The following is a 23645-nucleotide window of genomic DNA, read 5'->3' as shown; positions in this document are numbered from 1 at the left end:
TTTACACCGTTCCGGTAGAGCCGTGTTCGGGTGTTCCGAACCAGGCGGAGAGCGCCTCTGTGAGGGAGGCGGGGTCGGTGTGGGACCACGCGATGAATCCATCGGGTCGGATCAGCATCGAACTCTGTTCGTGCGTTGCGGCCAGCGGCACGTAGTCGACGCGGTCGTTCCATGGGGTGATGGCGTCGCGGTGTGCGCCGGTCGCGTCGACCAGGATGGGGTGGGCGGTGCGGAGCAGTTCCGGGATTCTGCGGATGGTCCCGTCGGCGAGTTCGACCTGTGTTGACGGCGCAAACCATCCGGTGGGACCGTCGGGGTTCGCGGGGCCCATGTCGTAGCGGACGTCCGAGCCAGCGAGGAGATCTGCGACGCGCTGCACGGTGTTCGTGTCGGCGAGCATCTCGGCGAAGAGATCGCGGAGGGCGGTGACATCGGAACCGGGTGCCATGAGCGCGGTCTGCGCTTGGGTCTGCATGAACACGCGCTCCCCGAGCGGGCGGCGTTCGGCTTCGTAGGTGTCGAGGAGGCCTGCTGGCGCCCAGCCGTGAAGGCTGGCGGCAAGTTTCCAGGCGAGGTTCGCCGCGTCCTGCAGCGCAAGGTTCAGGCCGGGTCCGCCAGCGGCGGAGTGCACATGTGCGGCGTCGCCGAGAAGGAAAATACGCCGATCACGGTAGCGGTCCGCGACGCGGGTGTTCCGACCGCTCAGACGGCGCAGCAACGTCGGCTCACCGTCCGCCGGCGCGTGGAGGTCGAGGCGGACACCGAGGACACGCTCAAGGCTGTCCTCCATCTCGGTCAATGTCATGGCAGCGCCCTCGCCGGGGAAGCTGCGGTCAGGCTGGTCCTCCCATTCCGCGGTGTAGACCAGCGGGTGCTCCGGGTCACGGAGGGCGATGGTGACGACGCCGGTTTCAGTGCGGTGGAAGCTCTCCGCGATCTCCCCCAGACCCGCAACGTGCACTTTCCCGGGGCCAACGGGCGTCAGCTGCTTGGTCGGGGCGATCAGGGCTGTGCGGTCCACGATGTGGTGGTCGGTGTTGCCGGGGAAGCCGATACCGGAGAGCTTCCGCACAGTGCTCCGCGCCCCGTCACTCCCCACCAGGTACTGCGCCGACACGGTGCTCTTAGTCCCCGTCGCGACGTCGACAACGTCGACGGTGACGGAGTCGTCGTGTTGGGTGAAGGAGCGCATCTCGACGCCGCGACGGATCTCAACGCCGAGTTCTGCTGCGCGGTCGTTGAGTACGCGCTCGAGGTCGCGCTGGTTGATGTGGAGCAGGTACATCGGGTTGCGGTCGCCGAGCACATGCAGCGGCAACGGCAGCGCCCCGAAGAAGAATCCCGGAGCAGGCTCCGGGACGGCAGTTCCGGCGCATCGCTCGAAGAGGCCTCTCTGGTCCAGTAGCCGGACGACCTGCCCGGTCAGGCCGTGCGCCTTGTCCCACTGGTTGATCTCGGGGAGGCGTTCGAGAACGAGGGGGTTCACACCCGCGAGCTTCAGCTCGCAGGCGACGAAGACGCCAACGGGTCCTCCTCCGACGATAACGACGTCGTACATGATGATCTTCCTTCCAATAATTGTTTAGGGACAGCGGAGGCGGTCGAAACCGTCGCTGAGGAGTTGGAACGCAGCTCGGAGGAACGGCTGTAGGGGTTGCGGCTCCGCGCGCGCCGCCCAGGACTCCAGCGTCGTCAACAACGTTGACAGCGCAGCGGCGGACACCAGACCGGGCACGGGATCGTCCGGTGTTGCGTCACAGCGTGCTGCGATTGCAGCCGCGAACACGGCGTTCGCGGCGCGGGCGCCTCGGTCGACGGCGGACTGCATGCCAGGTGTTGACAGCACTGCAAGCAGCCCGCTTTGCTCCTCCCGTGAAGCGGCCGTCGTCTCTTCCGCCTCGTACGGCGCGAGCAGCGCCTCCGTGATGGCAGTCCACAACGGCTCCTCGCGTGGCCGCTGGAGCAGATCAACGGCCGCCGTGCGCACGCGTTGCACGTGGCGGTCTGCGATCGCGTCCTCCTTACTCGAGAAGTAGTTCCCGAACGTCCGCCTCGACACCCCGACCCGACCGACGATGTCCTCAACGCGGACGTTATCGAGCCCCCGCTCCCGGGCGAGCAGCACTGTCGTCACGCTCAACGCGTCACGGATCGCCGCCTTCTTCTGCTCACGGAACGAGACTTCGTCTGCCATGCGACCAAGCTAGAACACTTTTGCCCAATGGGCAAGTTTGCCCGATAGGCAACGTGCGCATGATCTTCCTGTTCACGAACGGTCGTTAACGAGACGTCCGAGAGCCGAACCTGCACCGGTGGACGACCGGCTACCGAGACGCCGTTTCAGTGTGCGTGCCGGTGGTGGGCGTCGGGGTAATGCTCGTGGGTGTGCGTCAGCAGCTCGTGGTGGTGCTCGTGCTTGTGCCAGGTGCCGGCGGGGACGGGTTCGTCGTGCTCGTGCTGGTGGTGCTCGTCGTGGGTGTGCCAGTGGTCGTGCGTCAGCGGCTGGTGCGTGTGGGTGTGCTCGTGCCGTTCGGTGAGGTGCAGCCACACTCCGATGGCCATCAGCACGCCGGCGATGATGAACGGCCAGGCGATTCGGTCCCCGAACGCGAACGCGAGGACGGCGCCGAAGAACGGCGCGATCGAGTAGTAGGCGCCGGCGCGGGCCGTGCCGACGTGGCGCATCCCGACTATGAACAGGGCCAGGCTCACGCCGTAGGCGAAGAACCCGACGACGAGCGCTCCGCTGATCGCCGGCCATGCAGGCAGGGTCGTGCGGAGCGTGAACGCGAGGATCAGGTTCACCGGCCCCGCAACGACGCCCTTGATCGCGGCAAGCCAGGTTGCGTCGGTGAAGAGACACCTTGCGGGTGAGGTTGTTGTCGAGGCCCCAGCACAGGCACGCGCCGAGGATCGCCAGCGACGGCAGTGGGATCCGAAGTTCGCCCCCGACGGGACGCTGAGGACCACAGCTCCGGCGACGATGGCGAGCGTGCCGAGGGCGATGCGGCGGTCGAAGTTCTCCCGGAACACGAACCACGCCAGCACGGCGGTGACCACTCCTTCCGCGTTCAGGAGCAGCGACGCTCCCGATGCAGGCATGTTCGCCAGTCCGAGCATCAACAGCACCGGACCCGCGACGCCAACAGCCGCGATCGCCCCTGCGAGGGGCAGGAGATCACCGGGGGCGAGGTGCACGCGGGGTGCACGGCGGATGAGCCGGATGAGGGTCAGCCCGAGGCCGGATCCGCAGTAGAGCAGTCCGGCGAGCATCCAGGGGCTGACGTTGCCGAGGAGGAGCTTTGCCAGCGGGGTACCGGCACCGAACAGGACCGCGGACAGCAGTGCCGCCTGCACGCCCCGGTTTGTCAGCGCGACCTTCATGACGCCACCTCTTCCTGTCGCCTGTGGTCGGCATGATGGTGACGAGGGGTGCCGTCGAGGATGTGCTCGGCTTGGAAGATCGCGTCCGCGACGACCAAGCAGCGTCGACAGTGCTCCTGACGTTCTCACACCAGATCGCCGACGGGAAGGGAGCACTCCGCGCACTGGAGGACCTCGTGTCGATCCTCAACGGCGCAACACCGATGGCGCACGACGTCCCTGCAGCACAAGAGACACTTCTGGCAGCTCTCCCCAATGTCGCCACGGCGGCCCCGCCGGAACCGGGGGAAGACTCCACAGGCGGAACGAATGGGACAGCGGCATATCTTCGCCCATTCGACGGGACACCGCCGCTGGTGGAATCCGGCGCCCTCAGTGTCGACGACACCTGTGCCCTCGTCGAGCGTGCCCGTGCAGAGGGCTGCACAGTGCAATCCGCACTGGGTGCCGCAGCCGCTCGCGCACTTTTCGAAGCCACCGGCCAGGACCAAGTACGCATCAACATCCCCATCGACCTCCGCCCGGTCGTCGGCGGCGACACCGACGTGGTGGTGCGTTTCACCGCAACGATGGTCACACTCCAGAACCAGACAACTGACTTCTGGAACCTCGCACGCACCACCACCGCGCAACTGCGAACAGCACGGCACGCCGCCGCTGCAGGGGCTGCCGCCCTCGCTGCAGCCGATGTGCCAACACCGGACGCCGCTGAAGACGCGATGCTCGCCGCGACCGCCGCCGACATCGAGATCACCAACCTCGGCACCACCGAGCAGGCCCCAAGCGCGAAGTCCGTCTGGGGACCCACGATGACGACCGGCGTCGCCGGTGAACAGATCCTCGGCGTCGTCACCCACGCCGGAGCACTCCGGATGGTCAGCACGACACGCACCCCGAGCAGCGGCCTCACGCACCAGATACAAGCCCAGCTGTCAACGGCGCTGCACTAAAGACAGAACACGGTGCGCCGCTGCACGCCACGGCAACCGCCCGGATGAGGTGACCTCGTGGCGAGGGCCCGACCGGTGTGACGGTGTCCTACCCTGCAAAGACACCGCCACACCGGCGCCAGGCCCAGGAGCTTGCTCAAACCGAACCCACCCGGAGGGTACAGCTACTGCATGCGATCCGTCCGATGTACGGCAGCAGATCGCGGCCCCTCCGCCCGCATCGACCGCGCTCATCCGAAAGGGCTCGCACCGGTCGTAAGTCACCGCTTCACGCTATCGACGCCCGCACCATGTGTCCCCGCGTCGGACGGTCGCTTACCGGACGCTCTGGTCAGCGCCTTGGTGTACCAGCGGTCGGAGTATGGCTCGTCATTGAAGACGACGACGGGCTCGAAGCCAGACCGCTCGTAGAGCGCGCACGCTTCCTTAAGCTTGCTCTCCGGCATCATCTACTGACCCGAGAGCCGAGCGAGCAACCGCGCTCATGTCGGTGAGTGTATGGCAAGCGCGCTGGTCACAGTGTCAAGTGCGGTGTACCTTCGTCGACATGACCAGGTTGAGTGGCCGGGAGCGGGGATCGATCACTGCGGGGACGGTGATGTTCTTCGTCGGTGCGGTACTGGCTGGCGCGCTGCACGCATCGGAAGCGCTCCCCCGCTGGGCGGGGTGGACATTGGCCGCCGTCGCGGTCGCGGGGCTGACACTGCTAGTGGGAACGACGGTTCGAGCGTTGCTGCGCGGGGACACCGAGGGAGTCGAGCATCACGACGCCGCGCGCGCGTCGCTGGCGGCTGTCCTGGTGGTGGTCGTCGCCGGGTTCGCATACTCACTCCTGGAAGCCTTCGCCGGGCTGCCACGGATGACCGCTGCTGTGCCTGCAGCGGTGGCCGCACTCGTGTGGGTGATCGCGTTCACATGGCGCCACTGGGCCGGCGAGGAACGGTGATCGCCAACCGGTTACCGGTCCTCCGTGCGGAACACCGGTGGAGCCAGGCCGAGCTCGCGGACCGCATCCACGTCTCCCGCCAGACGGTGGTGTCGCTGGAAGGCGGTCGGTACGAGCCGACACTAAAGATTGCGATGCGCTTGTCCGCCGTGTTCGGGCGGCCCATCGAGGACATCTTCACCCCCGACCCGGACGACATCGCCCTCGTTCGGACATGACTCGAGCACTGCCGCCGGCAGCGACGACGCCATTGGTTCACCGTGAGCGTGGAGAATGCGCGCATGGCAGCTGCACCGGATTACGACCAGATCATCCGCGAAGCAACCGAACGGCTTCGTGGCAAGTTCCCCGACCACTCCGAAGCGCAGGTACGGTCGGTCGTCGAGGAAGAGCTCACACGACTCCGCGCTGGCACCGTGCAGGATTACCTGTCGGTGCTGACGGTGCGTGCCGCGCAGAAGCGCATCAAAGCCGCAAAAGCGTCCGACTGAGACCCCCGGCTCGCCACTTCCCTGCCTGAGTCGTCGGCGGTCTCAACCGTGGCCGCGCACTTGTTGCTCGGGGCACAGGCGGGTGCTCGTCATCATCCGGCGCGTGCGCGGGGGTGCCGGTAGGTCTATAGACCGTGGCGGAGGGTTCCGTCTGCAATGAGGCCGCGGGTGCGGTGCGTGAGCTCGTCGACGAACTCGGGGTAGGACATGTCGAGCTCGTCATCGGCCGCGTTCTCGACGAGGATCGGGACGCCCGGGTCGAGCACGACGGACGTCACCGCGCCGACGCCGTGGAGGTCCACGGTCGGCACGTCGACGACGTCGCTCGCTCCTGCCTGGGCCAACACGGCTGCGTAGTAGATGAGCGCGTGTGGACATCGTGCGTGGCGATGACGGACGAGAACCCGTAGACGATGTGCTTCACAACATTCCTTGCCCTACTGCGGTACGGCGCGTCGGTGGCTGGCATCGCGACGGTACCGGTACCGGTACCGGTACCGGTACCGGTACCGGCAGCGGCAGGAAGGCACAGCCGGAGCCTCGGGGATCGGACAGGATGGTCACCTTTGGGCGACGAGAACCATTGCTAGAGAACTCGCTCAGAGCAATCTCACGAGCGTGATGGCCTTCCGGATGACGGTGTCGGTCCAGATGACGCGGTCACGGACCACCCCGCGATGAGTAGGACGTACCGTCGAAGTGGCACGGGTCTTGTTGATGACGTGCACCTTCTCATGCACACGGTCGCTTCCTTCTTGAGCGGGTCGCGGGTGCCCCACCCCGAATGACCAGCACCCCCTCACCAGGGGGTACCCCAGCCGACCGGCTACCGCCGGCGACGGGAAGCGGTCGGAACCGGACCACCCATGATGTACCTCGTCTACGAATTGTCTTCCATCCTCACCAGCAGCGCCGCCGCAACAGCCGTGCTGCAGTACACGGCCGCGCTCGGGCAGAGCGCTCTGACCGACGTCGTGACGATGCCCTCGGTGGATCTCACCGGCGCGCAGACGTCCGTGAGTCTCGTGCTCGGGCCCGGGATCCCGGTGCTCGCCGAGGAAGCCGCCGACGATGTGCTCGAGCCCGGAGATCTCGCCTTCGTGGACGACATCGCGGCGCGCACGCAGGCCGTCCTCGCCGGCATACACAACAACGCCTGACCACGCCTCCTCAGAGGCGGCGTTCACCAGCCGCGGGCGGCCTGCCGGGTCTGCCGCGGCAGCTCACCGAACTCGTCCCGGTAGGCGCCGGCGAAGCGTCCGAGGTGCACGAAGCCCGCCCACCGGGCGACCTCCGCGACGCTGACGTCCTGGTCAGACTCGAGCCGTTCGCGTGCCAGGAGCATTCGGATGTGCCGCAGGTAGGCCAGCGGTGTGATGCCGTGGTGCCGGTTGAAAGCAGCCTGCACCCCGCGGACACTCAACCCGGCAGCGTCAGCGATGTCCGCCACGGTGATCGGTTCACGAGCAGCTCGAGCAGGAACGCCTCCGCCCGAGCAAACCGCGTGCGTGCGACGGCCGGCACGTGCTGGTTGACGGGCCAGTGCGGGATCGCAGTGAGCAGGCCGCCGGCAGCGAACCGGGTCAACTGGCGTTCCCGCTCCTCCGACACCTCCTCCGGGCCGCCGAGCACCTCGGCGGCGACGGTGCGGACCATCAACCACCAGGCCGCCAACGTCGGCCCCTCGGGAACATGGTGCGGGTGGAACTCCAACGGTCCCGGCGCCCACTCACCCCGTTGCGCAGCAACCTGCTCCACCGTTGCCCGGTCAATGCGGATCACATCCTTTTGGAACGACTCGAACCGGACTTGCTGGGAATCATTCCGGTACAGCACGGGACGACCAACCGGAACGGGCTTCCCGTCGATCGTGCCGCGGCCGGACTTCAACCACACGAGCACCATCGCGCTGTCGGGCTCGATCGCGCCGCTGACGACCCCGGTGCACGACGTGGTCCCCAACGACAGCAGCCGCGTCCCACGGACCCGCTCCTCGAACACGAACGCTGCACCCTCCGAGTCCACATCGACACCATGCGTCACGTGCGTGCGCGCGATCGCCTCGGCCGCAACGGTCGGGTCGGTGGTCTGGACCACCCGTTGGGTGCGGCGCATCAGTTCGGGCACGAACTGATCATCCCCACATCTCGGCAGCCCTGCGCGGGAGTTCCGAATACGGATAGACGGTTCGGGTTATGGCTCACGCCGAGAATCGATCGGTGCATCAGCACCGTCGACGTCGGAACGTTGAGCTCGCCACGTCTTGGCGTCTGCCCGTCCGCACAGAGTCAGCGCCTACGCTGAAAGCCGTCGCCAGCTCGCGTCGCGGCGGCGCCTACCGGAAGCCGAAACTCATGGTCCGACCCCAACACATCGTGTGGCAGCACGACCCCCGGCAACGACTGGACCGCCCACGCCGACGGCGTCATTGTCGGCAGCATCGAGCACCACGACCAGTACGAGCTCCACACGAACGACAACCAGGTCCACGGCTCACACACCGCCCTCGGTAACGCCCAAGCACAGCTCGGCGCCTGGTACTCCTGGGTCGCCGCACACCAGGCCTAACCGCCCGACCGGCGCGGGTCGAATGTGAGGCGGCGTTGCCGATCGCATGACCCGATCAGGGACCGGCAGCGCCCGTCCCGTACCCTGATCCGCCGCGGGCGGCCGACCGTACCCGGAGGTACCCGCGACGAACCGCCAGCGATCCGAGGCCCTGCGCAGAGCGGATCCCGGCACACCTCGCGCGGTCACGCACGCAGGCCCGGTCGCCTCGAGAACACCGAAAGATCCGGCAACGGAATACGACACTTCTCAGTGATAGTTCACACTGAAGCCGGGCGGCTGGTTACCGTCCAAGCGAATGCGCCCTGAGTCCCTGATCCTCGGGCCTACGCGGCTGCCCGCTCTCACTCAACGGGAGCGGGCAGTTTCTCTCTGACGAAGGCTCATGCACACTCTGCTGGACCCGCCAACATGTCGCACAGGGAAGATCAACGTCCTGGTGCCGGACCGTTTGGGTCGGAACGGCACCTGGGCAGGGCCAGTGCACTTCTGGGTCCCTGGCGGGTCGGGATCGAGGGACGTTCTCTCCCGGCTCGTTCCTGGGCCCCGCCGTTGTCAGGTGGCGGCGTTCGGGTCCTGCAGGAACGCCTCATATGTCTCAGCGTCATCCTGTTCGGCGACGGGGTTCGGGACGACGTACAGGACATCGGTTTCGGTGCCCACGACCTCACGGAGCCTCGTCACGGCGTCTATCGCGGTAGCAGCCTCCACCCCGGCCACCTCGAGCTGCCCGTCATCTTCGGGGACGTAGCCCGCGTTCCACCGCGCCCCACGATTCTCCTGACGCCCGTGCTCCCAGGGCAAATCCGCTCCCCTCACCGCGGATATCCGGGCCACGCAGCTCGGCCACGCGCCTGCCTTCCGATGGCTACCGTCGGCGCGGGGCGAAGCGTGCAGAGGCATCAGGAGGCAAGCCGTCATGAGCAGCTACGAGAACGAGCAGGGCGTGGAACCAGCACGCATCCCGACGTTGGCGCGGGCGCGGAAGCAGTGGCGTCGTGAGGGCGTCGTCCTCGCCCAGTCCGATAGCGACTTCTTCCGCGACGACGCCCCAGAAGCCGTCCGCCGGTAGCACGCGAGCAATCGAGTCCCGGTCCGAGCGCTAGCTGTAGTTCCCGGTGAGGTTGTGGACGCGATCTGATGGGGTTTGCCCGCCGAGGCCGGTGTGTGGTCGGTGGTGATTGTAGTGATGCAGCCAGTTCGCGTAGGTCGCGGTCCTGGCTGCATCGCTGTCGTAGTGGCGGGCGTAGGCCCACTCCGCGGCGAGGGTCCGGTTGAACCGCTCGACCTTCCCGTTGGTCTGCGGCCGGTAGGGCCGGGTGAAGCGGTGCTTGACGTCGCCCAGCGCGGCCGCGAAGTCGCGGGAGCGGTAACACGCGCCGTTGTCGGTCATCACGGCCTCGACGTGGATCCCCGCGGCGGCGAAGAACGTGTTCGCGCGGGCCCAGAACCCGGCAGCGGTCGCGCCGAGCTCGTTGTCGTGGATCTCTGAATACGCCAGCCGGGAGTGATCATCGACCGCGTGGTGCAGGAACCGGTACCCGCGAGAACCGCGGGCGCCCCGTCGAGCAGCACGATCACGATTCATGCCGGCGGCGCGGTCTTGGACAGACCCGCGTCCGTGAGCGCGCCACCCGCCGCCGTCTGGGATACGGCCCTGCTTTTTGATGTCGACGTGGACGAGTTCACCCGGCCGGGACTTCTCGTATCGGACCGGCTTGGGTCGGCGCACCGGGAGTCCGGTGATTTGGTCGATGTTGCGCAGCAGCGGCATCCGGAACCGGGCCAGGACGCGTCCGACTGTCGAGCGGGCCAGATGCAGGTGGAACGCGATCCGGTGCGGCCCCCACCGCCGGGTGATGCGTAACGCGATGATGCGGCGTTCCAGCCGCGTTGGGAGCCGGTTCGGACTGCTCACCGGACGAGACGATCGATCTCGCATCGAGGCACCAGCACGGTATCGGGCGGCCCACTTCGCTGCCGTCGCGGGCGAGCATTGGAACCGTTCCGCGGCACGGCGAACGGGCCAACCATCGATGACGATCAGCCGAGCAAGACGTTCCCTGCCCATCGGAGTGAACGGGGCGTTAGCGTGAGTCACGAAGACCTCCGGTGACGACGTGGTGTGTGGTAACTCACATCGTCCCGGAGGTCTTCGCTCACGTCACCCGTTCACAACCTCCCGAGGAACTACACCTAGCCCGGGCACGAAGTAGACGAGGGTGTTGACGCCGAGGGAATCGGCGATCCCCACCGAGGTGATGGTCTTCCCGGTACCGCAAGTCGAGATGAGTTGGCACTCGGGAACCGAACGCAGCGAGCTCGTCACATCGTGGATGGCGTCGAGCTGATGCGGGCGGAGGCGGAACGGCTCGACTCCTTCCGGGTCGTTTCCCGACTCGGCGACGAAGGCGCCCCATGTCGTCGGGTAGGTCGTCGCGGTCCGCAGCCGTGCACGGTTGAGCACGGTGACGTTGACGGCGACGCCCTGATGCTTCGCAACCTCGGCGGCGTTCCGTCCGAGGCCGGGGCCGCTGGTGACGAGGAGACGGCGGGTGACGTTTGGCATCGTCGCCGACGCGATGATGAAGTTGTTGAAGTCGTTGAGATCGACGCGTCGGTCCGCGGAGTACCCCTTGTTCTGAACCGTCCACAGCTCACCGGTGATGGTGGTGATCACGCGGTCCACACTGAGGTCGGTCCTCGCCCGGCCGTTCCGGGCTGCCCAGTCACCGTACGGTTCGATGCGTGCGATGTGCGCGCCGTACTCAGGAGAGCGTGTCAGCGCGTAGTCACTGACGAGTTCGAAGTTCGCCCCGTAGCGAGCGTTGTCGCTCACGTCTCTCGGGATACTGCGTTCGAGCACGTCGAAGGTGTTGCCGGTCATACCCACTGCTATGCCAGGGACTGTGGCCCAGGTGGACTCAAGCACTCCCCCGCGAGACTGGCGCGTAGCTCCTCGAGAGTGTCGTCGGGGTCTCGGCCGCTGGTTGACGTCATGTGGGTGAACGTCAACGCCGCCATGTATCCGAGACCGAAGGCGACGTCCTGGCCGGCGCCGAGAAGCAGCGCATTGGGCCTGTACCTCGCGGGGGCTGCGTTGCTGGTTCCGGGGGATGCGAAACGCATCCAGTGTCCGAGGAGCCGGACCGCTTCTGCGCGTGCGGCGCGGATGGCGAAGGACGCGCGACCGAAGCGGTCTCGCTTCCTGATGATGAACTCGTCGTATGCGGACCAGGAAACGAGGTGCGCGTGATGCAGGTTCACGACCAGCTCCTCGTCGAAGCCGCCTCGGAGACTCAGCGCCTTGCGGGTGACTTCGCCCACGGAAGCAGCGAGGGTGTGGTTGCCGACGTATGTGTTCAGGAACCGCACGTTGTCCGGCTCCCCCTCGAGCGTCTCATCGAGCAGCGCGAGGCCCGGCCCCATGGTGTAGTGATCGTTCGTGGTGGTCCCCCAAGCTCTCCCCCACGTTCTGTTGTGTGGTGCTGCCGAAGGCGATGCGGCGAATTCACCCAAACTGGCAACGCTGGTGTGCCCAGCGATACTGGTCAGACTGGTAACGCTGGTGGACAGCGTCCCAGGATGCACACGCACGCGGGCTTCTCCACCTGCGACGGGGGAGTGGCCAGGAAGCCGCCAGGCGGCTCTCTGCGGCCCGATCCCCCCGTTTGCAGCCAATCACCCTCGCTCATGCGCGTTCGCCAGGCTCAGGCGATTCCTCGCTAACTGGGAACGCTGGTACTGCCAGTTCAGGCTAACCAGCGATGCTGGTGGGCCTGGCGAACCCTGCTGCGACTCCCGGCACGAAAGCAAGACCTCTGACGCAAACTGGTGAGGCTGGCAAGGCTGGCAATCGACGTCTGGCGACACTGGGATTGCCAGTTAGGGCAAACTGGCCTTACTGGCGTCGCCGGGGATGCCTTTTCTCTCAAACCAGTACCGCCGGTCTGCCCAGCTCTACCAGCCTCGCCGGTTAAGCGGCTAGTGTGGACACCGCAAGTGGCAAGCCCGTCGGCCAGCGTCACCAGTAACGCCAGCATCACCAGTTAGCGGGGGAGTCCCCGACGAAGGAGAACCAGCCTGATGGCTTTCATCATCGACCGGACCAACCTCCAACGAGTTGTTGCCGTCATCAACAACAAGGGTGGCGTGGGCAAGACGACCCTGTGCGCGAACATCGCCGGCATCATGGGGGAGGGGAACTGGCGCGTCCTCGTCGTCGACCTTGACCCTCAGGGGAACCTCGGGCTCGACTTCGGGTACCACGGCACAGACCGAGACGATGACGGTGCTGGTCTCTCGAAGGCCCTCCTGTACGGAGACCTTCTTCAGCCCATCGAGGTCCGGCCAAACGTCGACGTCGTCCCGGGCGGTCGCCTCGTGGAATACATCAACACCAGCCTCGCCCAGCAGTTCGGCCAGTCCGGCGAGGCAGCCACTCGCGCCCGACTCAGCCTCGCTTCGGCGTTAGCCAAGATCGGTGACCAGTACGACCTTGTACTTCTGGACTGCCCGCCGAACACCGACATCATCCAGTCGATTGCCGTGGCAGCCGCCCGGTACATTCTCATCCCGGCGAAGGCGGACGAGGCGAGCCTCCAGGGTCTGACGTTGACCGCCGAACGGCTCGACAAGGTCATCGACATCAATCCTGACGTGGATCTCCTGGGCGTGGTCAACTTTGCCTCAAGCGCGAGCGAGACAGTCGTCCGACGCGACTTTGCTGACGCCGTGGTTCGAGCACTCGGAGGAGAGGAGGCGCGCGCAAGTGTCTTCGAGACTTACGTCCGCCACTCAGGCTCTACGGCAAAGGCGACGCGCGAGAAGCGGCTGCTGGTCCACGAGCTCGACAAGAAGGTGAAGACGGGGGAGAAGTGGTACGAATCCATCAAGCGAGGCGTGAAGCATGTCGCCCCCGGTCCGCAGTCGGCGGGGAGTGTCGCTGACAGCCTCTACGCCGTGACGCAGGAGCTCATCGCTCGCCTCACAGACAAGGAAGAGGAGGCGGCTCAGACCGCGGAGGAGTCCGCGAATGTCTGACACCACCCGCCGTGAAATCCCGGCGCCGCCACGGCGTAACGCCGGCGCTTCATCGCTCCTGAAAGCGAACAGGAACCCCCGGGTTGAGCCGGCCCAGGATGAGAAGCCGGCGCCGGAGGAGCGAACTGTGGCCCCGCCGCCGCCGCTTCCAGCTCGTCAACAGCCGCAGCAGGTGGAGACGCCGGCCAACACGGGTGTCTCCATGACGGTCCCTGCGGCAGTGCAGGACAGCGCGGCGAACCCAGCGCCAGCGGTTTCACCGACAGAAAGTTTGCCCGCAGTTGAGCCCGCGATGCCGTCGCAAGCCGAAACCGAACAGCCCGCTGCTGAGGCTCGCGCGGTGGGGGAGTCGGCTGCCTCCAAGCCGTCGACTCCGTACGCGCGCCGTCGCGGTGAGGCTTCTGAGGACCTGACTGACGACGACATCGTCAAGGTGACGTTTGAAATCCGAAAAGGTGACCGTGAAGCGTTCAACGCCGCTCACGCGGCTGCGAAGCTCTTCGAGGGGTACCCGTTCCCGAAGGACCTCATCGTCGCGATCTACAACGCCGAGACGAAGCGTCTGCAGGACGAGTACAACAACGGTCAGCCGTTCCCACGGTCGGGGAAGAAGGCGCCCCGCGGGCGACCGATTCAGTCGAACCGGTAGGGCTGCCCTGCCGTCGCCCGCTCTGGTGTCGGCGGCACCCGCTATAGATCGTGGTGTGCGATGGCTGCCTGCGCGCAGCTGGGGTTGAGGAAAGATCCCGACACGCCGCGACCGCTACCGCGTGGGTAAGTAGTCCGCGAGCACTCTTGTCCGAGCACCAACTCGGATGGGGGAGCGCCAGGCACAGTGCGCTCTGCCGGGTGGGACGCAACGATAACCCGCGTTCGCGCGCGACGCCTGCATTCCAACCTGCCCCGGAGGCACCCATGGGTGACGAGCTCTTCAACGACACGGAAGCAACATCGAAGTCCACCGTTTCGGCACCGATCAGCATCGACGAGACCACGGCTCGACTGGTGAACTACGCTGCGAACCTCGAAGGCGCTGACGACGACGCTATGGACGTCGGTTACTCAGCTCGGCTTTGGGCCCAGGTCTCCCTGCCGTACCGCAACCCGGGCAACATCCCGTACTGGGAGCGACGCAACGGCAACGTGTCCCTGATGATGCAGCCGGCCCTCATCCTTGACCACGCGACGGGGGAGCGGCACGCCGCGTACCCGTACGGAGTTCTCCCTCGCCAGGCAATGAACTGGATGGCCACCGAGGCTGTCCTCACTCAGAGCAAGGAGCTCGAGCTCGGCCGGTCCATGAAGGCGTTCATGGCCAAGATCGGGCTCCACCACGGTGGTCGCGACCACAAGCGTGTTTCCGACGGCCTGAAGCGTCTCTTTGGCGCCAACCTCAGCGTCGAAGGCCTTGAAATCAAGGAAGACGGCCACGGCGAGGCGATTGAGTACTTCCGCATCGCAGACAGCGTTCGCCTCTGGTTCGGCAAGGACGACATGGAGGACAACGCGGGCCTCTGGCAGTCGAAGGTGACCCTCTCTGACCGGTTCTACGACTCCATCGTGAAGTCGCCGGTACCCATCGACCTGAACGCGATGAAGGCGCTCGGCAAGTCAGCGATGCGCATGGACATCTACCTCTGGCTCACGTACCGGATGTTCTACCTGCGGACACCGACGCGCATCAAGTGGGCGGACCTGAACCTGCAGTTCGGGGCCCAGTACACCCAGCCGCACAAGTTCAAGGCGGCGTTCGAGGGGCATCTGAAGGCCATCAAGATCATCTACCCGGAGGCTCGTGTGGAGCCGACTCAGGAGTACCTGATCCTGCGGCCCTCGAAGCCGCACGTGGAGCCCACGAAGCCGCGTAGGCAACTGGAACAGTAGCCGCGAGTCGAAAGGGGCGGAGCACCTGGTGAGGTGCTCCGCCCCTTTCTCTGCGCCAGTGAGGACCAGATACCCACGTTTGAGCGGGACGACCCGGAGTAGCCGCCGGACCGTATCCGCGTGGGCATCTGGTCCTCAGTCCCTGTCGCCTCGTTCACAAACCGCCGCCGGCGCCTGTTGCCTCACAGTCGGTGGGTATCTAGTCCGCTGGCGTGGGTATCCGATCCTCAGGCGTGGGTATCTGGTCCGAGCGACCGCGAACCAAGGAGGGCAGCTGGTGTGGGTATCCGATCCCAAAGTGTGGGTATCTGGTCCTCAGCTGAGCCGGGAGACTCAGCAGAATGGGCGTGGGTATCCGGTCCTCAGGCGTGGGCATCTGGTCCTCACCGTAACCTGGTCGGGGAGTGTCGCACCGCGCGACTGCCGAACACTGCGAGAACGTGGGTGTCGAGTCCTCGTCACGGCGCCAAGGTGCGGGGCTCGACCGGCGTGGGTATCTGGTCCCCGGTGCGTGTCGGCTAGCAACCTCAGGCCGTGGGTATCTAGTCCCCGATGACCGTGCGAGGCTCTACGCCGTGGGTATCTAGTCCTCACGTGGGTATCTGGTCCCTGAGGTGTTCAGTCGGTAGCGGCACGGGCCTGGCTGGGTGGGGCCCAATTCTGTGGGTATCTGGTCCTCACTGGATGCCATACTCCCGAGGACCGGTCCTGACTGGGTGTGGGTATCTGATCCGTAGCACCTGGCGGCAGTGAAGCTCTGCAGCGGCGTCCGGGGGAGTGGGTCCCTGAGATGAACAGAGCGGGCAGATCCCCAATGGAGGGCTCTGAAGACGGCCATCTGTGGATAACGCGGGTGCGCTCTGTACTTACGTTGGTACCAAGGGTTAATCAGCTACAGGAAGAGCTACAGGAAGAGCTACAGGGGGAGCGGTTGTCCGACGGTCAAATCGGCGCAGGTAAGCGGATCCGAGGGGGTCGGCCGCCGGTACGTCCGGACCAGATACCCACGCCAGGCGGACCAGATACCCATGGGCCGCGGACCTGATGCCCACGGAATCGGACCTGATGCCCACGCAAATGCCGTGGGCATCTGGTCCGAACACTGCTCATCCTGTGGAAAAGTCTGGGCACCAGTATGCGCCGGCCCGCTCCATGCCGAGCACGACTGAAGCCCGTTCCGCGGCGAGCGTGGGGGAGCCGCTGACGCTCAGGCCCCGCGTCGCTTGCGCTTAGTCTTCGCCTTCGGGGGTACCGTCTGCGTCTTCGATGGCCGCTGCGTCACCGAGGTCAGGGAGGGGACTCGTAGGCTGACAGCGAAGGTCTTGTCCGTGTTCCCGAAGCCGGTCTCGACGACGTCGACGTTCGAGTGCCTTCGGGCGTCGCGGAGGAAGTCTCGGTACCCACCACCGTCCGGGCCTCGCAGGTCCGCTTCCGTGAAGACGACGGGGTCCGCACCGACGACGCCGGCGAGACGCAGGTATGGTCGCGTGCCAGAGTCGATGAAGGCTCGCGGGGGAGTGGTTGACGTGCTCACGTCGCCCTTATGGGCGGGAAGGAGCTGCAGTGAGCCGACGGTCGAACTCCCACGCAGCTACGTCGTCCTGCCACTGCTCGAGCGCGTCGCGGTAGTCGGCGAGGTCGCGTAGCCAGTCGAAGGCGCCCCAGGCAATGAGGCCCAGCGGCCAGACGGACATCGCGAAGAAGCCGCCGATGCTGTCGGGGGAGGGCAGCGTCGGGTGGCTCAGCCAGGCGAAGAAGGACGGGACGGCGATGAGGGTGAGCCAGATAAGACCGGCCGTCGTCGTGTCCTCGAGCAGACGCGGACGAGTCGGACGCCGCGGACGGTTCCGTTGCTTCTTGTCGACCGGGGGAATGGTCGGTACACGCTGCGGTTTCGAGAGGTCAACAGGTGCTTCGGGGGTCGAATCGGTCACAATGGCCCCTATGCGGCTGGAACTGGGCCAGAGGGACGAGGGGCCTGCACAGGGCGTTTTGGGGGCGAGGGGTGGGTGAGGCTGAGGAACGTGGCTCCTACGCTCCTACCTCGAGGAGCAGCTTGGCCATCTCGGGCGACATCGAGTAGAGCCGTTTCTTGGGATCCCAGTCCCAGATGAAGTGCCACTGCTTGCCGGCGGCGTACGTGTAGGAGGGGAGTCCTTCGCTGGCGATGAGCTGCCCGACGCCGCCGAACGTGCCGGCCACGGACTGTGCACTCTTCGCGCTGGTCTTCGACACGAGCTCCGCGGGCGTGAACTGGTGCCCGTCGCCGGCCTCCGCCCCGGCAATGAGTACTCGGAGCAGGTCCCGACCCACGTCAGTGACCTGGTGCCAGAACCGCGCGGCACGTTCCTTCGCCCAAGGTTCGTGCACCCAGTCCGGCGCTGTTCCAACGGCGTGCATCGCGTCGACCGAGGGCGGAGCGGTTCGTCGCTCGATCATGAAGTCACCGAACCGGCTGTAGAACTCGGCGAGACGGTCTTCAGGGACATGGACTCTGACCTCCAGGGTAGGCATCTTGCTCTCTTCGTTAGCGGGCTTGAAGCCCGGTTGGCGGTGGAACGAGTGTGACCGTTTCCCGCCAAGCCGTCAAGCCCGGTTGAAGCGGGGTTGTCAGGCGAATCGATCGCCAGAGCCAAAGCCCGACCGGGATGTTGAGCGCTTGCCTGCAGCCGGGGGAGGACCAGGGGATTGACGCTTTTAATCCGTGGCTTGTTTTGGTCGACGTCGTGATTCGTTTTGGATGGAGAGCTGTCGGTTCCGGCGGGCAAAAACCTTCCAGCACAATGGACGTTTTCCTGAACGGTTCCCTGATCTGCGACTCTAAACTCCGGTCCGATCCGCAGCCCTAAGCGGATGCGGGTAGTTTGACGGCTTCGCGCCACACCGGCATTTCTACTCTCGACGTCCGCGCATCGTGCAACGATGCCTCCATGAGCAGCGACGTGGTGGCGTTCGAGCCGACCAACATGGCCGGCGGCGTCGTCGCAGCCGACGACGACGAAGACGAAGGCCATGGCGTCGGCGAGGACCTTCTGCCAGGGGCCGGTCTCCCAACGGGTCTCAGCCCTGAGCGTCTCGCCCGGGTCCGTCAGTTGCAGTCGCAGTCCATCTCCGACGGCACCCGCGTTATGTACAAGCGGGAGTGGGCCCGGTTCGTCAAGTTCTGCAAGCACGCCGGCACGGAGTACCTGCCCGCCCATGCGCTGACGGTCGCCTCGTACTTCGAAGCGTCCGCCGCAGACGGTAAGGACGACGAGGGGACGCCGTACGCGTCGAACACTTTCAACGGGTGGCTGGCAGCCATCGACAAGATGCACCAGCTCGCTGGCTTCCCGAAGCCGTCCGACAATGCCGAGGTCGAAGCGACGATGGCTGGCCTTCGCCGTACGAACGGCGGTGAGCTTCGCCGGATGCCGGCGCTGCTGCTCGAGGAGATGCGTCATCTCGTCGGCACCATCGACATCAACACCTTCCCCCGGGGCGTCCACGGGAACCGTGACTGCGCTATCATCGTGATGGGGTTCGCCGGCGCATTCCGTCGCAGCGAGATCGCCGCGCTTCGCATCGGGGACGTCACCCTGCACGAGACGGACGGGCTGCGCTTGCGGATCCGGCGGTCGAAGACGGACCAGGAGGCTCGAGGCCGTACGAAGGCGCTCCCCTATGGATCGACGCCAGCGACCTGCCCGGTCTGCGCATTCATTCGATGGGTCCTTGTCACCGACGCAATATCCTCGGCTCGGCCACGGATGTCGGCGATGAAGCTGATGGCCACGTTCGACGTCGGCGTTCACATCTGCGCTCGGGGACACAGCGAGGATGACCCGGTGGACTGGTCAGACCCGCTACCTGCGTGGCGACGGCTGCCGAAGAAGGCACCGCTGTTCCGGCCCATCTCCACCGGCGGCAAGTTCTTCCGAGACACCCCCATCAGCGGTCAGGTCGTTCAGGACGCCATCGTCCGGCACTCCATCGCGGCCGGGCTCGACGCGAAGCATTACGGCGGGCACTCCCTTCGAGCCGGGTTCGTCACCTCAGCGCTCAAGAAGGGGCTGAGCCCGCACCAGATCATGCGTCAGACGTGGCACGCCAGCGAACGCATGATTGAGGTGTACGGCCGCGAGGACACTCCGCTCGACAACAACGCCGTGACAGAGATCGGTCTCTGATGGTCGCGCCGACACTCCAGCGGTACTGGTCTCTCTTCGAGGACTGGTGCGACGCCCTCGACCAGCCAAAGGAACCGACCACGCCGGACACCCTCGTCCGGTTCCTCCGCGCATTCCCCGCCGGCGTCCCGACGAACACTCTCCGGGTCCGCGCTGTTCGGCTACACCACCAAGCGGTCGGGGCTCCGCTGGACATCGACGCGCTTCGAGAAGCGGTCGGCAACTTCGAGGTGGTGGTCCCGTCGACAACTACCCTCGTCCGGGACGGTGACGGCGTCGCCACCATCGACGAAGCCCTCGCTCAGCAACCGACCGTGCAGAAGGGCAAGAGCGTCACTTCGGCGCTCCGCGGCCGCCGCGACGCGTTCGTCATCGTCCTGTTCGCCCACCTCGGCCTCAACCGCCAGCAGATCGGCGAAGTGATCGCGGGCGACATTCGCGTGGACCCGCTCACCATCCGTAGCGCGCAGATTCCACGTGACGACCCGCCGGCGTCGTGCATGGCGTGCGCGGTGACCCGCTGGCTGCGAGTGGTCATGCCCGCCGAGCTCGGGTTCCGGAACGACGTCCGAGCCATCATCGACCCGCGTGCGTACGACCCGGACATCCACGACTGCGACGAAGGCCTTGAGCATGACTGGCGGCACGCGACGACCCTTGTGCCCGCCATCGACCAGCACGGCTGGGTGGACGCGCATCAGTCGGTGTCCGCCCGGACCCTCAGCGCCATCGCCGGGAGGGCGCAGCAGCCCACCGGTTACCGAGAGCAACGATGGGTACCCACCGAGCAGAAACCGACCAGGTTCGACGAGATAAGCCAGAACGACTTCGGCGACGAAATGGACGCCTTCGACCGCCGCGTCGCCGAAGCGCTGGCACGGTCCGCCGAAGTGCTCGCCGACGCCCACCAAACATCCAACGCCCTGTACGGGTTCGTCAAACCCGAGGGCGAGCTAGGGCGTGTCTGGTAAATGGCGTAGCCAGGCGATGACGGCGTTGAGGACGACCGCGGCGCGGTAGACGATCGCGAGTTTGTCGTACCTGGTCGCCAGGCCCCGCCACTGTTTCAGGCGGCAGAAGCCGCGCTCGATGACGTTGCGTTGCTTGTAGTCGACGGGGTCGTATGTCACAGGGCGGCCACCTCTGGATCCGCGTCGTTTCCGGTGGCCTTGCTGGTCGCGTGGTTCGGGGATGACCGATTCAATGCCACGGCTGCGCAGGTGCTGCCGGATCGCGCGGGACGAGTACGCCTTGTCCCCGCGGACCCGGTCCGGGCGGGTCCGAGGCCGGCCGATCGGGCGAGCGACGCGCAAGCATCCCAGCAGCGGTAGGAGCATCGGAGAGTCGCCAGCCTGACCGGGCGTGATCAGCGTCACGAGTGGCAGCCCGCGGCCGTCGACGAGCTGGTGAACCTTGGTGGACAGGCCGCCGCGGGAGCGGCCGAAGCCGTGATCAGGCGGCTCGGACCGGGGATCGGTGTAATTCGATCGTTCCCCCTGTGGTGCGGGAGATGTTCGTCGCGTGCTGATGCGCATGAGCGATCGTGGAGTCCACCGACACCACCAATCCACCGCGCCAGCCGCATCCGCAGCAGTGAGCAGCCGGTCAAGCACGACGTCCCATGTGCCATCACCAGCGAGGCGCCGATGCCAGGCCCACACCGTCTGCCACGGGCCGAATGCGTCCGGCAGGTCCCGCCACGCGATCCCGGTCCGATACCGGTACACGATGCCCTCGATCATGGTCCTCGCATCCGCGAACGGACGACCCTTCCGACCTGTCGGCCCCGGCAACAGATCAGCGATCAACGCGAACTGGGCATCCGAATCGCCCCGGGTCTGGTGGAGGGTCTGATTCCCCGAGAGGATCGGATCCTGCCAGCACCGAGGAAGTATCCGCAGGAACTGCGGGAGCGTGCGATGCGGCTCGTGCAGGAGGCGCAGAAGGAAGACTCGTCGTTGTCGTTGAACGCGGCCGTGATCCGGATCGGGACGCGCACCGGGGTGAACCCGGACACGTTGCGCGGCTGGTGCAAGCAGGCCTCGATCGACGCTGGTGAGCGGCCTGGGACCACGAGCGCGGACGCGGCGCGGATCAAAGCGCTCGAGGCTGAGAACCGAGAGCTGAAGCGTGCGAACGAGATTCTGTTGGCGGCGTCCTCGTTCTTCGCGCGGGAGCTCGACCCGCGACTGCCGTGGTGATCCAGTTCATCGACGATCACCGGAACCGGTTCGGGGTCGAGCCGATCTGTCGCGTGCTCTCCGAGCACGGCGTCACGATTGCCCCGTCCGGCTACTACGCGTTCAAGTCACGTCCCCGATCGGCGCGGTCGGTCGCGGACGAGGACCTGATCGTGCAGATCGAGCGGGTGTTCTGGGACCGAAAACTCGGCCGTGGCATCAGCGGCGCGCGGAAGATCTGGCGGCTGCTGCACAGGGAGGGCATCACCGTGGCTCGCTGCACCGTGGAGCGGTTGATGCGCAAACAGGGCCTGCGCGGTGTCCGGCGCGGCAAGCAGTTCATCACCACTCGGGCGGACGAGCGCGCGATCCGGCCGCCGGATCACGTGCAGCGCTGCTTCCGCGCGGACCGGCCGAACGAGCTCTGGGTCGTCGACTTCACCTACGTGCCGACCTGGTCGGGGATGGCGTTCACCGCGTTCGTCACGGATGTGTTCTCCCGCCGCATCGTGGGATGGCGGACGATGAACCAGATGCCGACCGATCTGCCGCTGGACGCGCTCGAGATGGCGCTGTGGGTCCGTGATCGCGCCGGCGAGGACGTCGCCGGAGTGGTGCAACACTCCGGTGCCGGATCGCAGTACACGGCGCTGCGCTACTCCGACCGTCTCGCCGAAGTAGGCGCGGTCGCGTCGATCGGAACCGTGGGGGATTCGTATGACAACGCCCTCGCGGAGACCGTTGTCGGGCTCTACAAGAACGAGTGCGTGAAGATCGACGGCCCGTTCCGCGGTGCCGACGACCTCGAGCTGGCGACGCTGTCGTGGGTGCACTGGTTCAACGAGAACCGACTGCACTCCTCGATCGGATACGTCACCCCTGTCGAGAAAGAGAACGAGTACTACCGTGAGATGACCACCCGACGACAGCCGTCGCCGGGACAACTCGCCCTCCACTAAACCCGGGGCGATTCAGACGACCCCGCAAAACGCTCGGCTACCGCACCCCAGCAGAAGCATTCGAACAGCTACTGTCAGACCCGAAACAACCACCCGTTGCAACGACCCCTTGAAACCGCCATCGGCTACCGGGACGGTGCACGCCTCCGGTTAGCTCCAGGCAGCTCCGAGAGCATCGGGTGGTTGCGGTCACGCTCTGAAAGCACCGCTTCGTTGAGCGGGATCGGCCAGTGAACGGCCGCCATCGGGTCAGCCAGGTTCACGAACGACGCGGATTCATACGCTTCGGATGACCAGTGCTGGTCGACGCTGTAGAGGTAGTGCAGGTCCGTAAGGCATTGGTAGGAGTTGGCGACGCCGGCCGGGACGAACACCGCGGTCTCGTCATCGAGCTCGACGATGACCGACGTACCGAAGGTCGGTCCCTCGCGCAGGTCGAGGTACGCAGCGAACGCGCGACCATCGACCAGAGACACGTACTTGTTCCAGGGCTCCGCGTGGAAGCCACGGGTGGATCGTTCCTTGTTGAAGGCGACGCTTGTCTGCACCACCGTGAAGTCCTGGGGTAAGCCGGCCTCGACCAGCTTCGCCCGGTGGAACTTCTCCTGTAACCAGCCCCGGTCGTCCTCGACCTTGCTGACGGTGAATACGAGAAGACCTGGGATCGTCGTCGTCTTACCGTGCACATGCGTCGTCGCAGTCATGCCGTCAGGCTAGCTCCCATCACCGAACCGCCCGGTAGAGGATCGGCGGTTTCAAGCGGTCATTGCAACAGGAGCTTCTCGATCGCTTCGATCGGTTTCTCGAAGGCTAACCGTTTGCGGGGCCGATCGTTGAGCTCAGCGGCGACCCAGTCGAGGTCTTCCGAGGAGTAAACCCCGAGGTCGGTGCCCTTCGGGAAATACTGGCGGAGGAGGCCGTTGGTGTTCTCGTTGATGCCCCGCTGCCAGGGTGAGTGCGGGTCACAGAAGAAGATCTCGATGTCCGCGTCAAACGCGACCTGTTTCCACTCTCGCATCTCCACGCCCTGGTCCCACGTCAGCGTTCGCCGAAGTGTCGCCGGAAGCGTTT

The 23645-nt window shown here is 65.9% G+C and carries 28 protein-coding genes and 1 other annotated feature; of the genes, 12 read left to right on the top strand and 16 right to left on the bottom strand.

Features of this window, described 5'->3' with window-relative positions:
- Position 1: 1 nt before the first annotated feature.
- The 3 genes from ITJ56_RS16845 to ITJ56_RS16835 all read right to left on the bottom strand — a co-directional run bounded on the left by ITJ56_RS16845 (position 2) and on the right by ITJ56_RS16835 (position 3384).
- Positions 2 to 1558: an FAD-dependent monooxygenase gene (locus ITJ56_RS16845; protein WP_194631788.1), complete on the bottom strand. Its 1557-nt coding sequence runs from the start codon at positions 1556 to 1558 to the stop codon at positions 2 to 4.
- A gap of 24 nt (positions 1559 to 1582) precedes the next feature.
- A complete protein-coding gene (locus ITJ56_RS16840) occupies positions 1583 to 2194 on the bottom strand; it encodes a TetR family transcriptional regulator (RefSeq protein WP_194631787.1) in 612 nt (203 codons plus the stop codon).
- Between the two features lie 146 nt (positions 2195 to 2340).
- On the bottom strand, positions 2341 to 3384 hold the full coding sequence (locus tag ITJ56_RS16835; RefSeq protein ID WP_228518120.1) for a DMT family transporter: 1044 nt from the start codon (positions 3382 to 3384) through the stop codon (positions 2341 to 2343).
- 176 nt (positions 3385 to 3560) lie between these two features.
- Between ITJ56_RS16835 and ITJ56_RS16830 the strand changes: the two genes are divergently transcribed.
- The 4 genes from ITJ56_RS16830 to ITJ56_RS16815 all read left to right on the top strand — a co-directional run bounded on the left by ITJ56_RS16830 (position 3561) and on the right by ITJ56_RS16815 (position 5771).
- Entirely contained in the window at positions 3561 to 4334 is a 774-nt protein-coding gene (locus ITJ56_RS16830; RefSeq protein WP_194631786.1) for a hypothetical protein, read from the top strand.
- Positions 4335 to 4881: 547 nt separating this feature from the next.
- The gene (locus tag ITJ56_RS16825; protein ID WP_194631785.1) at positions 4882 to 5280 is read left to right on the top strand and encodes a hypothetical protein; all 399 of its coding nucleotides are present in this window, start codon (positions 4882 to 4884) and stop codon (positions 5278 to 5280) included.
- The gene (locus tag ITJ56_RS16820) at positions 5277 to 5498 is read left to right on the top strand and encodes a helix-turn-helix transcriptional regulator (RefSeq protein WP_323749852.1); all 222 of its coding nucleotides are present in this window, start codon (positions 5277 to 5279) and stop codon (positions 5496 to 5498) included. The genes ITJ56_RS16825 and ITJ56_RS16820 overlap by 4 nt, the downstream gene beginning before the upstream one ends.
- Before the next feature lie 63 nt (positions 5499 to 5561).
- A complete protein-coding gene (locus tag ITJ56_RS16815) occupies positions 5562 to 5771 on the top strand; it encodes a three-helix bundle dimerization domain-containing protein (RefSeq protein WP_194631783.1) in 210 nt (69 codons plus the stop codon).
- Between the two features lie 125 nt (positions 5772 to 5896).
- Here the strand turns inward: ITJ56_RS16815 and ITJ56_RS16810 are convergent, their stop codons facing one another.
- Complete coding sequence (locus ITJ56_RS16810) at positions 5897 to 6115, bottom strand: hypothetical protein (RefSeq protein ID WP_194631782.1); 219 nt, start codon at positions 6113 to 6115, stop codon at positions 5897 to 5899.
- A 522-nt stretch (positions 6116 to 6637) separates the two neighbouring features.
- Here ITJ56_RS16810 and ITJ56_RS16805 point away from each other — a divergent pair.
- Positions 6638 to 6931: a hypothetical protein gene (locus ITJ56_RS16805; protein ID WP_194631781.1), complete on the top strand. Its 294-nt coding sequence runs from the start codon at positions 6638 to 6640 to the stop codon at positions 6929 to 6931.
- 23 nt (positions 6932 to 6954) lie between these two features.
- Here the strand turns inward: ITJ56_RS16805 and ITJ56_RS16800 are convergent, their stop codons facing one another.
- The 3 genes from ITJ56_RS16800 to ITJ56_RS16790 form a co-directional block, all read right to left on the bottom strand.
- Positions 6955 to 7221, bottom strand: coding sequence for a helix-turn-helix domain-containing protein (locus ITJ56_RS16800; protein ID WP_194631780.1), 267 nt, complete (start codon positions 7219 to 7221; stop codon positions 6955 to 6957).
- Positions 7191 to 7676: a hypothetical protein gene (locus ITJ56_RS16795; RefSeq protein WP_194631779.1), complete on the bottom strand. Its 486-nt coding sequence runs from the start codon at positions 7674 to 7676 to the stop codon at positions 7191 to 7193. Before ITJ56_RS16795 ends, ITJ56_RS16800 begins: the two co-directional genes overlap by 31 nt.
- A gap of 1218 nt (positions 7677 to 8894) precedes the next feature.
- The gene (locus ITJ56_RS16790) at positions 8895 to 9050 is read right to left on the bottom strand and encodes a hypothetical protein (RefSeq protein WP_194631778.1); all 156 of its coding nucleotides are present in this window, start codon (positions 9048 to 9050) and stop codon (positions 8895 to 8897) included.
- Positions 9051 to 9258: 208 nt separating this feature from the next.
- On the opposite strand from ITJ56_RS16790, the gene ITJ56_RS16785 reads away from it, so the two are divergent.
- Positions 9259 to 9411 (top strand): hypothetical protein, encoded by a 153-nt coding sequence (locus tag ITJ56_RS16785; protein WP_194631777.1) that lies wholly within the window; start codon positions 9259 to 9261, stop codon positions 9409 to 9411.
- Between the two features lie 30 nt (positions 9412 to 9441).
- Here the strand turns inward: ITJ56_RS16785 and ITJ56_RS16780 are convergent, their stop codons facing one another.
- The 3 genes from ITJ56_RS16780 to ITJ56_RS16770 all read right to left on the bottom strand — a co-directional run bounded on the left by ITJ56_RS16780 (position 9442) and on the right by ITJ56_RS16770 (position 11768).
- Complete coding sequence (locus ITJ56_RS16780) at positions 9442 to 10440, bottom strand: IS481 family transposase (RefSeq protein WP_194631776.1); 999 nt, start codon at positions 10438 to 10440, stop codon at positions 9442 to 9444.
- A 63-nt stretch (positions 10441 to 10503) separates the two neighbouring features.
- A complete protein-coding gene (locus ITJ56_RS16775; protein WP_194631775.1) occupies positions 10504 to 11271 on the bottom strand; it encodes a hypothetical protein in 768 nt (255 codons plus the stop codon).
- A complete protein-coding gene (locus ITJ56_RS16770; protein WP_194631774.1) occupies positions 11235 to 11768 on the bottom strand; it encodes a hypothetical protein in 534 nt (177 codons plus the stop codon). Before ITJ56_RS16770 ends, ITJ56_RS16775 begins: the two co-directional genes overlap by 37 nt.
- A 657-nt stretch (positions 11769 to 12425) precedes the next feature.
- On the opposite strand from ITJ56_RS16770, the gene ITJ56_RS16765 reads away from it, so the two are divergent.
- From ITJ56_RS16765 to ITJ56_RS16755, 3 genes are all read left to right on the top strand, one after another.
- Positions 12426 to 13382: a ParA family protein gene (locus tag ITJ56_RS16765; protein WP_194631773.1), complete on the top strand. Its 957-nt coding sequence runs from the start codon at positions 12426 to 12428 to the stop codon at positions 13380 to 13382.
- Positions 13375 to 14031: a hypothetical protein gene (locus tag ITJ56_RS16760; RefSeq protein WP_194631772.1), complete on the top strand. Its 657-nt coding sequence runs from the start codon at positions 13375 to 13377 to the stop codon at positions 14029 to 14031. Before ITJ56_RS16765 ends, ITJ56_RS16760 begins: the two co-directional genes overlap by 8 nt.
- Before the next feature lie 266 nt (positions 14032 to 14297).
- Positions 14298 to 15266, top strand: coding sequence for a replication protein RepA (locus ITJ56_RS16755; protein WP_194631771.1), 969 nt, complete (start codon positions 14298 to 14300; stop codon positions 15264 to 15266).
- Positions 15267 to 16473: 1207 nt separating this feature from the next.
- On the opposite strand, the gene ITJ56_RS16750 is transcribed toward ITJ56_RS16755, so the two are convergent.
- The 3 genes from ITJ56_RS16750 to ITJ56_RS16740 all read right to left on the bottom strand — a co-directional run bounded on the left by ITJ56_RS16750 (position 16474) and on the right by ITJ56_RS16740 (position 17705).
- A complete protein-coding gene (locus ITJ56_RS16750) occupies positions 16474 to 16800 on the bottom strand; it encodes a hypothetical protein (RefSeq protein ID WP_194631770.1) in 327 nt (108 codons plus the stop codon).
- A 7-nt stretch (positions 16801 to 16807) separates the two neighbouring features.
- Positions 16808 to 17200 carry a hypothetical protein gene (locus ITJ56_RS16745; RefSeq protein WP_194631769.1) on the bottom strand — a complete coding sequence of 131 codons (393 nt, stop codon included), beginning with the start codon at positions 17198 to 17200 and terminating at the stop codon, positions 16808 to 16810.
- A gap of 97 nt (positions 17201 to 17297) precedes the next feature.
- On the bottom strand, positions 17298 to 17705 hold the full coding sequence (locus tag ITJ56_RS16740; protein WP_194631768.1) for a hypothetical protein: 408 nt from the start codon (positions 17703 to 17705) through the stop codon (positions 17298 to 17300).
- 491 nt (positions 17706 to 18196) lie between these two features.
- On the opposite strand from ITJ56_RS16740, the gene ITJ56_RS16735 reads away from it, so the two are divergent.
- Both ITJ56_RS16735 and ITJ56_RS16730 read left to right on the top strand, forming a co-directional pair.
- Positions 18197 to 19435 (top strand): site-specific integrase, encoded by a 1239-nt coding sequence (locus ITJ56_RS16735; protein ID WP_194631767.1) that lies wholly within the window; start codon positions 18197 to 18199, stop codon positions 19433 to 19435.
- A gap of 314 nt (positions 19436 to 19749) precedes the next feature.
- Complete coding sequence (locus tag ITJ56_RS16730) at positions 19750 to 20406, top strand: hypothetical protein (RefSeq protein ID WP_194631766.1); 657 nt, start codon at positions 19750 to 19752, stop codon at positions 20404 to 20406.
- Here the strand turns inward: ITJ56_RS16730 and ITJ56_RS16725 are convergent.
- The gene (locus ITJ56_RS16725) at positions 20389 to 21303 is read right to left on the bottom strand and encodes an IS5 family transposase (RefSeq protein ID WP_323749853.1); all 915 of its coding nucleotides are present in this window, start codon (positions 21301 to 21303) and stop codon (positions 20389 to 20391) included. The two genes, ITJ56_RS16730 and ITJ56_RS16725, sit on opposite strands and share 18 nt — an antisense overlap.
- 51 nt (positions 21304 to 21354) lie before the next feature.
- On the opposite strand from ITJ56_RS16725, the gene ITJ56_RS16720 reads away from it, so the two are divergent.
- Positions 21355 to 22574 (top strand): IS3 family transposase gene (locus ITJ56_RS16720; protein WP_267239054.1). Its coding sequence is split into 2 segments (ribosomal slippage): positions 21355 to 21601 and positions 21601 to 22574, totalling 1221 coding nucleotides; the frame shifts between segments, so codons are not numbered across the junction.
- Positions 21594 to 21722 (top strand) — a sequence feature (AL1L pseudoknot). It overlaps the preceding gene by 129 nt.
- Before the next feature lie 125 nt (positions 22575 to 22699).
- Here ITJ56_RS16720 and ITJ56_RS16715 read toward each other — a convergent pair.
- Both ITJ56_RS16715 and ITJ56_RS16710 read right to left on the bottom strand, forming a co-directional pair.
- Positions 22700 to 23278 (bottom strand): dTDP-4-dehydrorhamnose 3,5-epimerase family protein, encoded by a 579-nt coding sequence (locus ITJ56_RS16715; RefSeq protein WP_194631765.1) that lies wholly within the window; start codon positions 23276 to 23278, stop codon positions 22700 to 22702.
- A gap of 59 nt (positions 23279 to 23337) precedes the next feature.
- Positions 23338 to 23645, bottom strand: a 308-nt coding sequence (locus ITJ56_RS16710) for an IS30 family transposase (RefSeq protein ID WP_194631764.1), incomplete at its 5' end; no start/stop codon positions are given.

This window comes from Curtobacterium sp. VKM Ac-1376 (genome assembly GCF_015351025.1).
In the GTDB taxonomy this organism is placed as follows: domain Bacteria; phylum Actinomycetota; class Actinomycetes; order Actinomycetales; family Microbacteriaceae; genus Curtobacterium.
Note: the sequence above shows the minus strand (reverse complement) of the source record. Positions and strands in the feature narration are given on the sequence as shown.

Bases quoted from the DNA above. Each gene is read 5' to 3' on its own strand.
- ITJ56_RS16845 (WP_194631788.1), bottom strand. From the start codon at position 1,558: ATGTACGACGTCGTTATCGTCGGAGGAGGACCCGTTGGCGTCTTCGTC.
- ITJ56_RS16840 (WP_194631787.1), bottom strand. From the start codon at position 2,194: ATGGCAGACGAAGTCTCGTTCCGTGAGCAGAAGAAGGCGGCGATCCGT.
- ITJ56_RS16835 (WP_228518120.1), bottom strand. From the start codon at position 3,384: ATGAAGGTCGCGCTGACAAACCGGGGCGTGCAGGCGGCACTGCTGTCC.
- ITJ56_RS16825 (WP_194631785.1), top strand. From the start codon at position 4,882: ATGACCAGGTTGAGTGGCCGGGAGCGGGGATCGATCACTGCGGGGACG.
- ITJ56_RS16815 (WP_194631783.1), top strand. From the start codon at position 5,562: ATGGCAGCTGCACCGGATTACGACCAGATCATCCGCGAAGCAACCGAA.
- ITJ56_RS16805 (WP_194631781.1), top strand. From the start codon at position 6,638: ATGATGTACCTCGTCTACGAATTGTCTTCCATCCTCACCAGCAGCGCC.
- ITJ56_RS16795 (WP_194631779.1), bottom strand. From the start codon at position 7,676: ATGGTGCTCGTGTGGTTGAAGTCCGGCCGCGGCACGATCGACGGGAAG.
- ITJ56_RS16785 (WP_194631777.1), top strand. From the start codon at position 9,259: ATGAGCAGCTACGAGAACGAGCAGGGCGTGGAACCAGCACGCATCCCG.
- ITJ56_RS16770 (WP_194631774.1), bottom strand. From the start codon at position 11,768: ATGGGGCCGGGCCTCGCGCTGCTCGATGAGACGCTCGAGGGGGAGCCG.
- ITJ56_RS16765 (WP_194631773.1), top strand. From the start codon at position 12,426: ATGGCTTTCATCATCGACCGGACCAACCTCCAACGAGTTGTTGCCGTC.
- ITJ56_RS16760 (WP_194631772.1), top strand. From the start codon at position 13,375: ATGTCTGACACCACCCGCCGTGAAATCCCGGCGCCGCCACGGCGTAAC.
- ITJ56_RS16755 (WP_194631771.1), top strand. From the start codon at position 14,298: ATGGGTGACGAGCTCTTCAACGACACGGAAGCAACATCGAAGTCCACC.
- ITJ56_RS16740 (WP_194631768.1), bottom strand. From the start codon at position 17,705: ATGATCGAGCGACGAACCGCTCCGCCCTCGGTCGACGCGATGCACGCC.
- ITJ56_RS16735 (WP_194631767.1), top strand. From the start codon at position 18,197: ATGAGCAGCGACGTGGTGGCGTTCGAGCCGACCAACATGGCCGGCGGC.
- ITJ56_RS16715 (WP_194631765.1), bottom strand. From the start codon at position 23,278: ATGACTGCGACGACGCATGTGCACGGTAAGACGACGACGATCCCAGGT.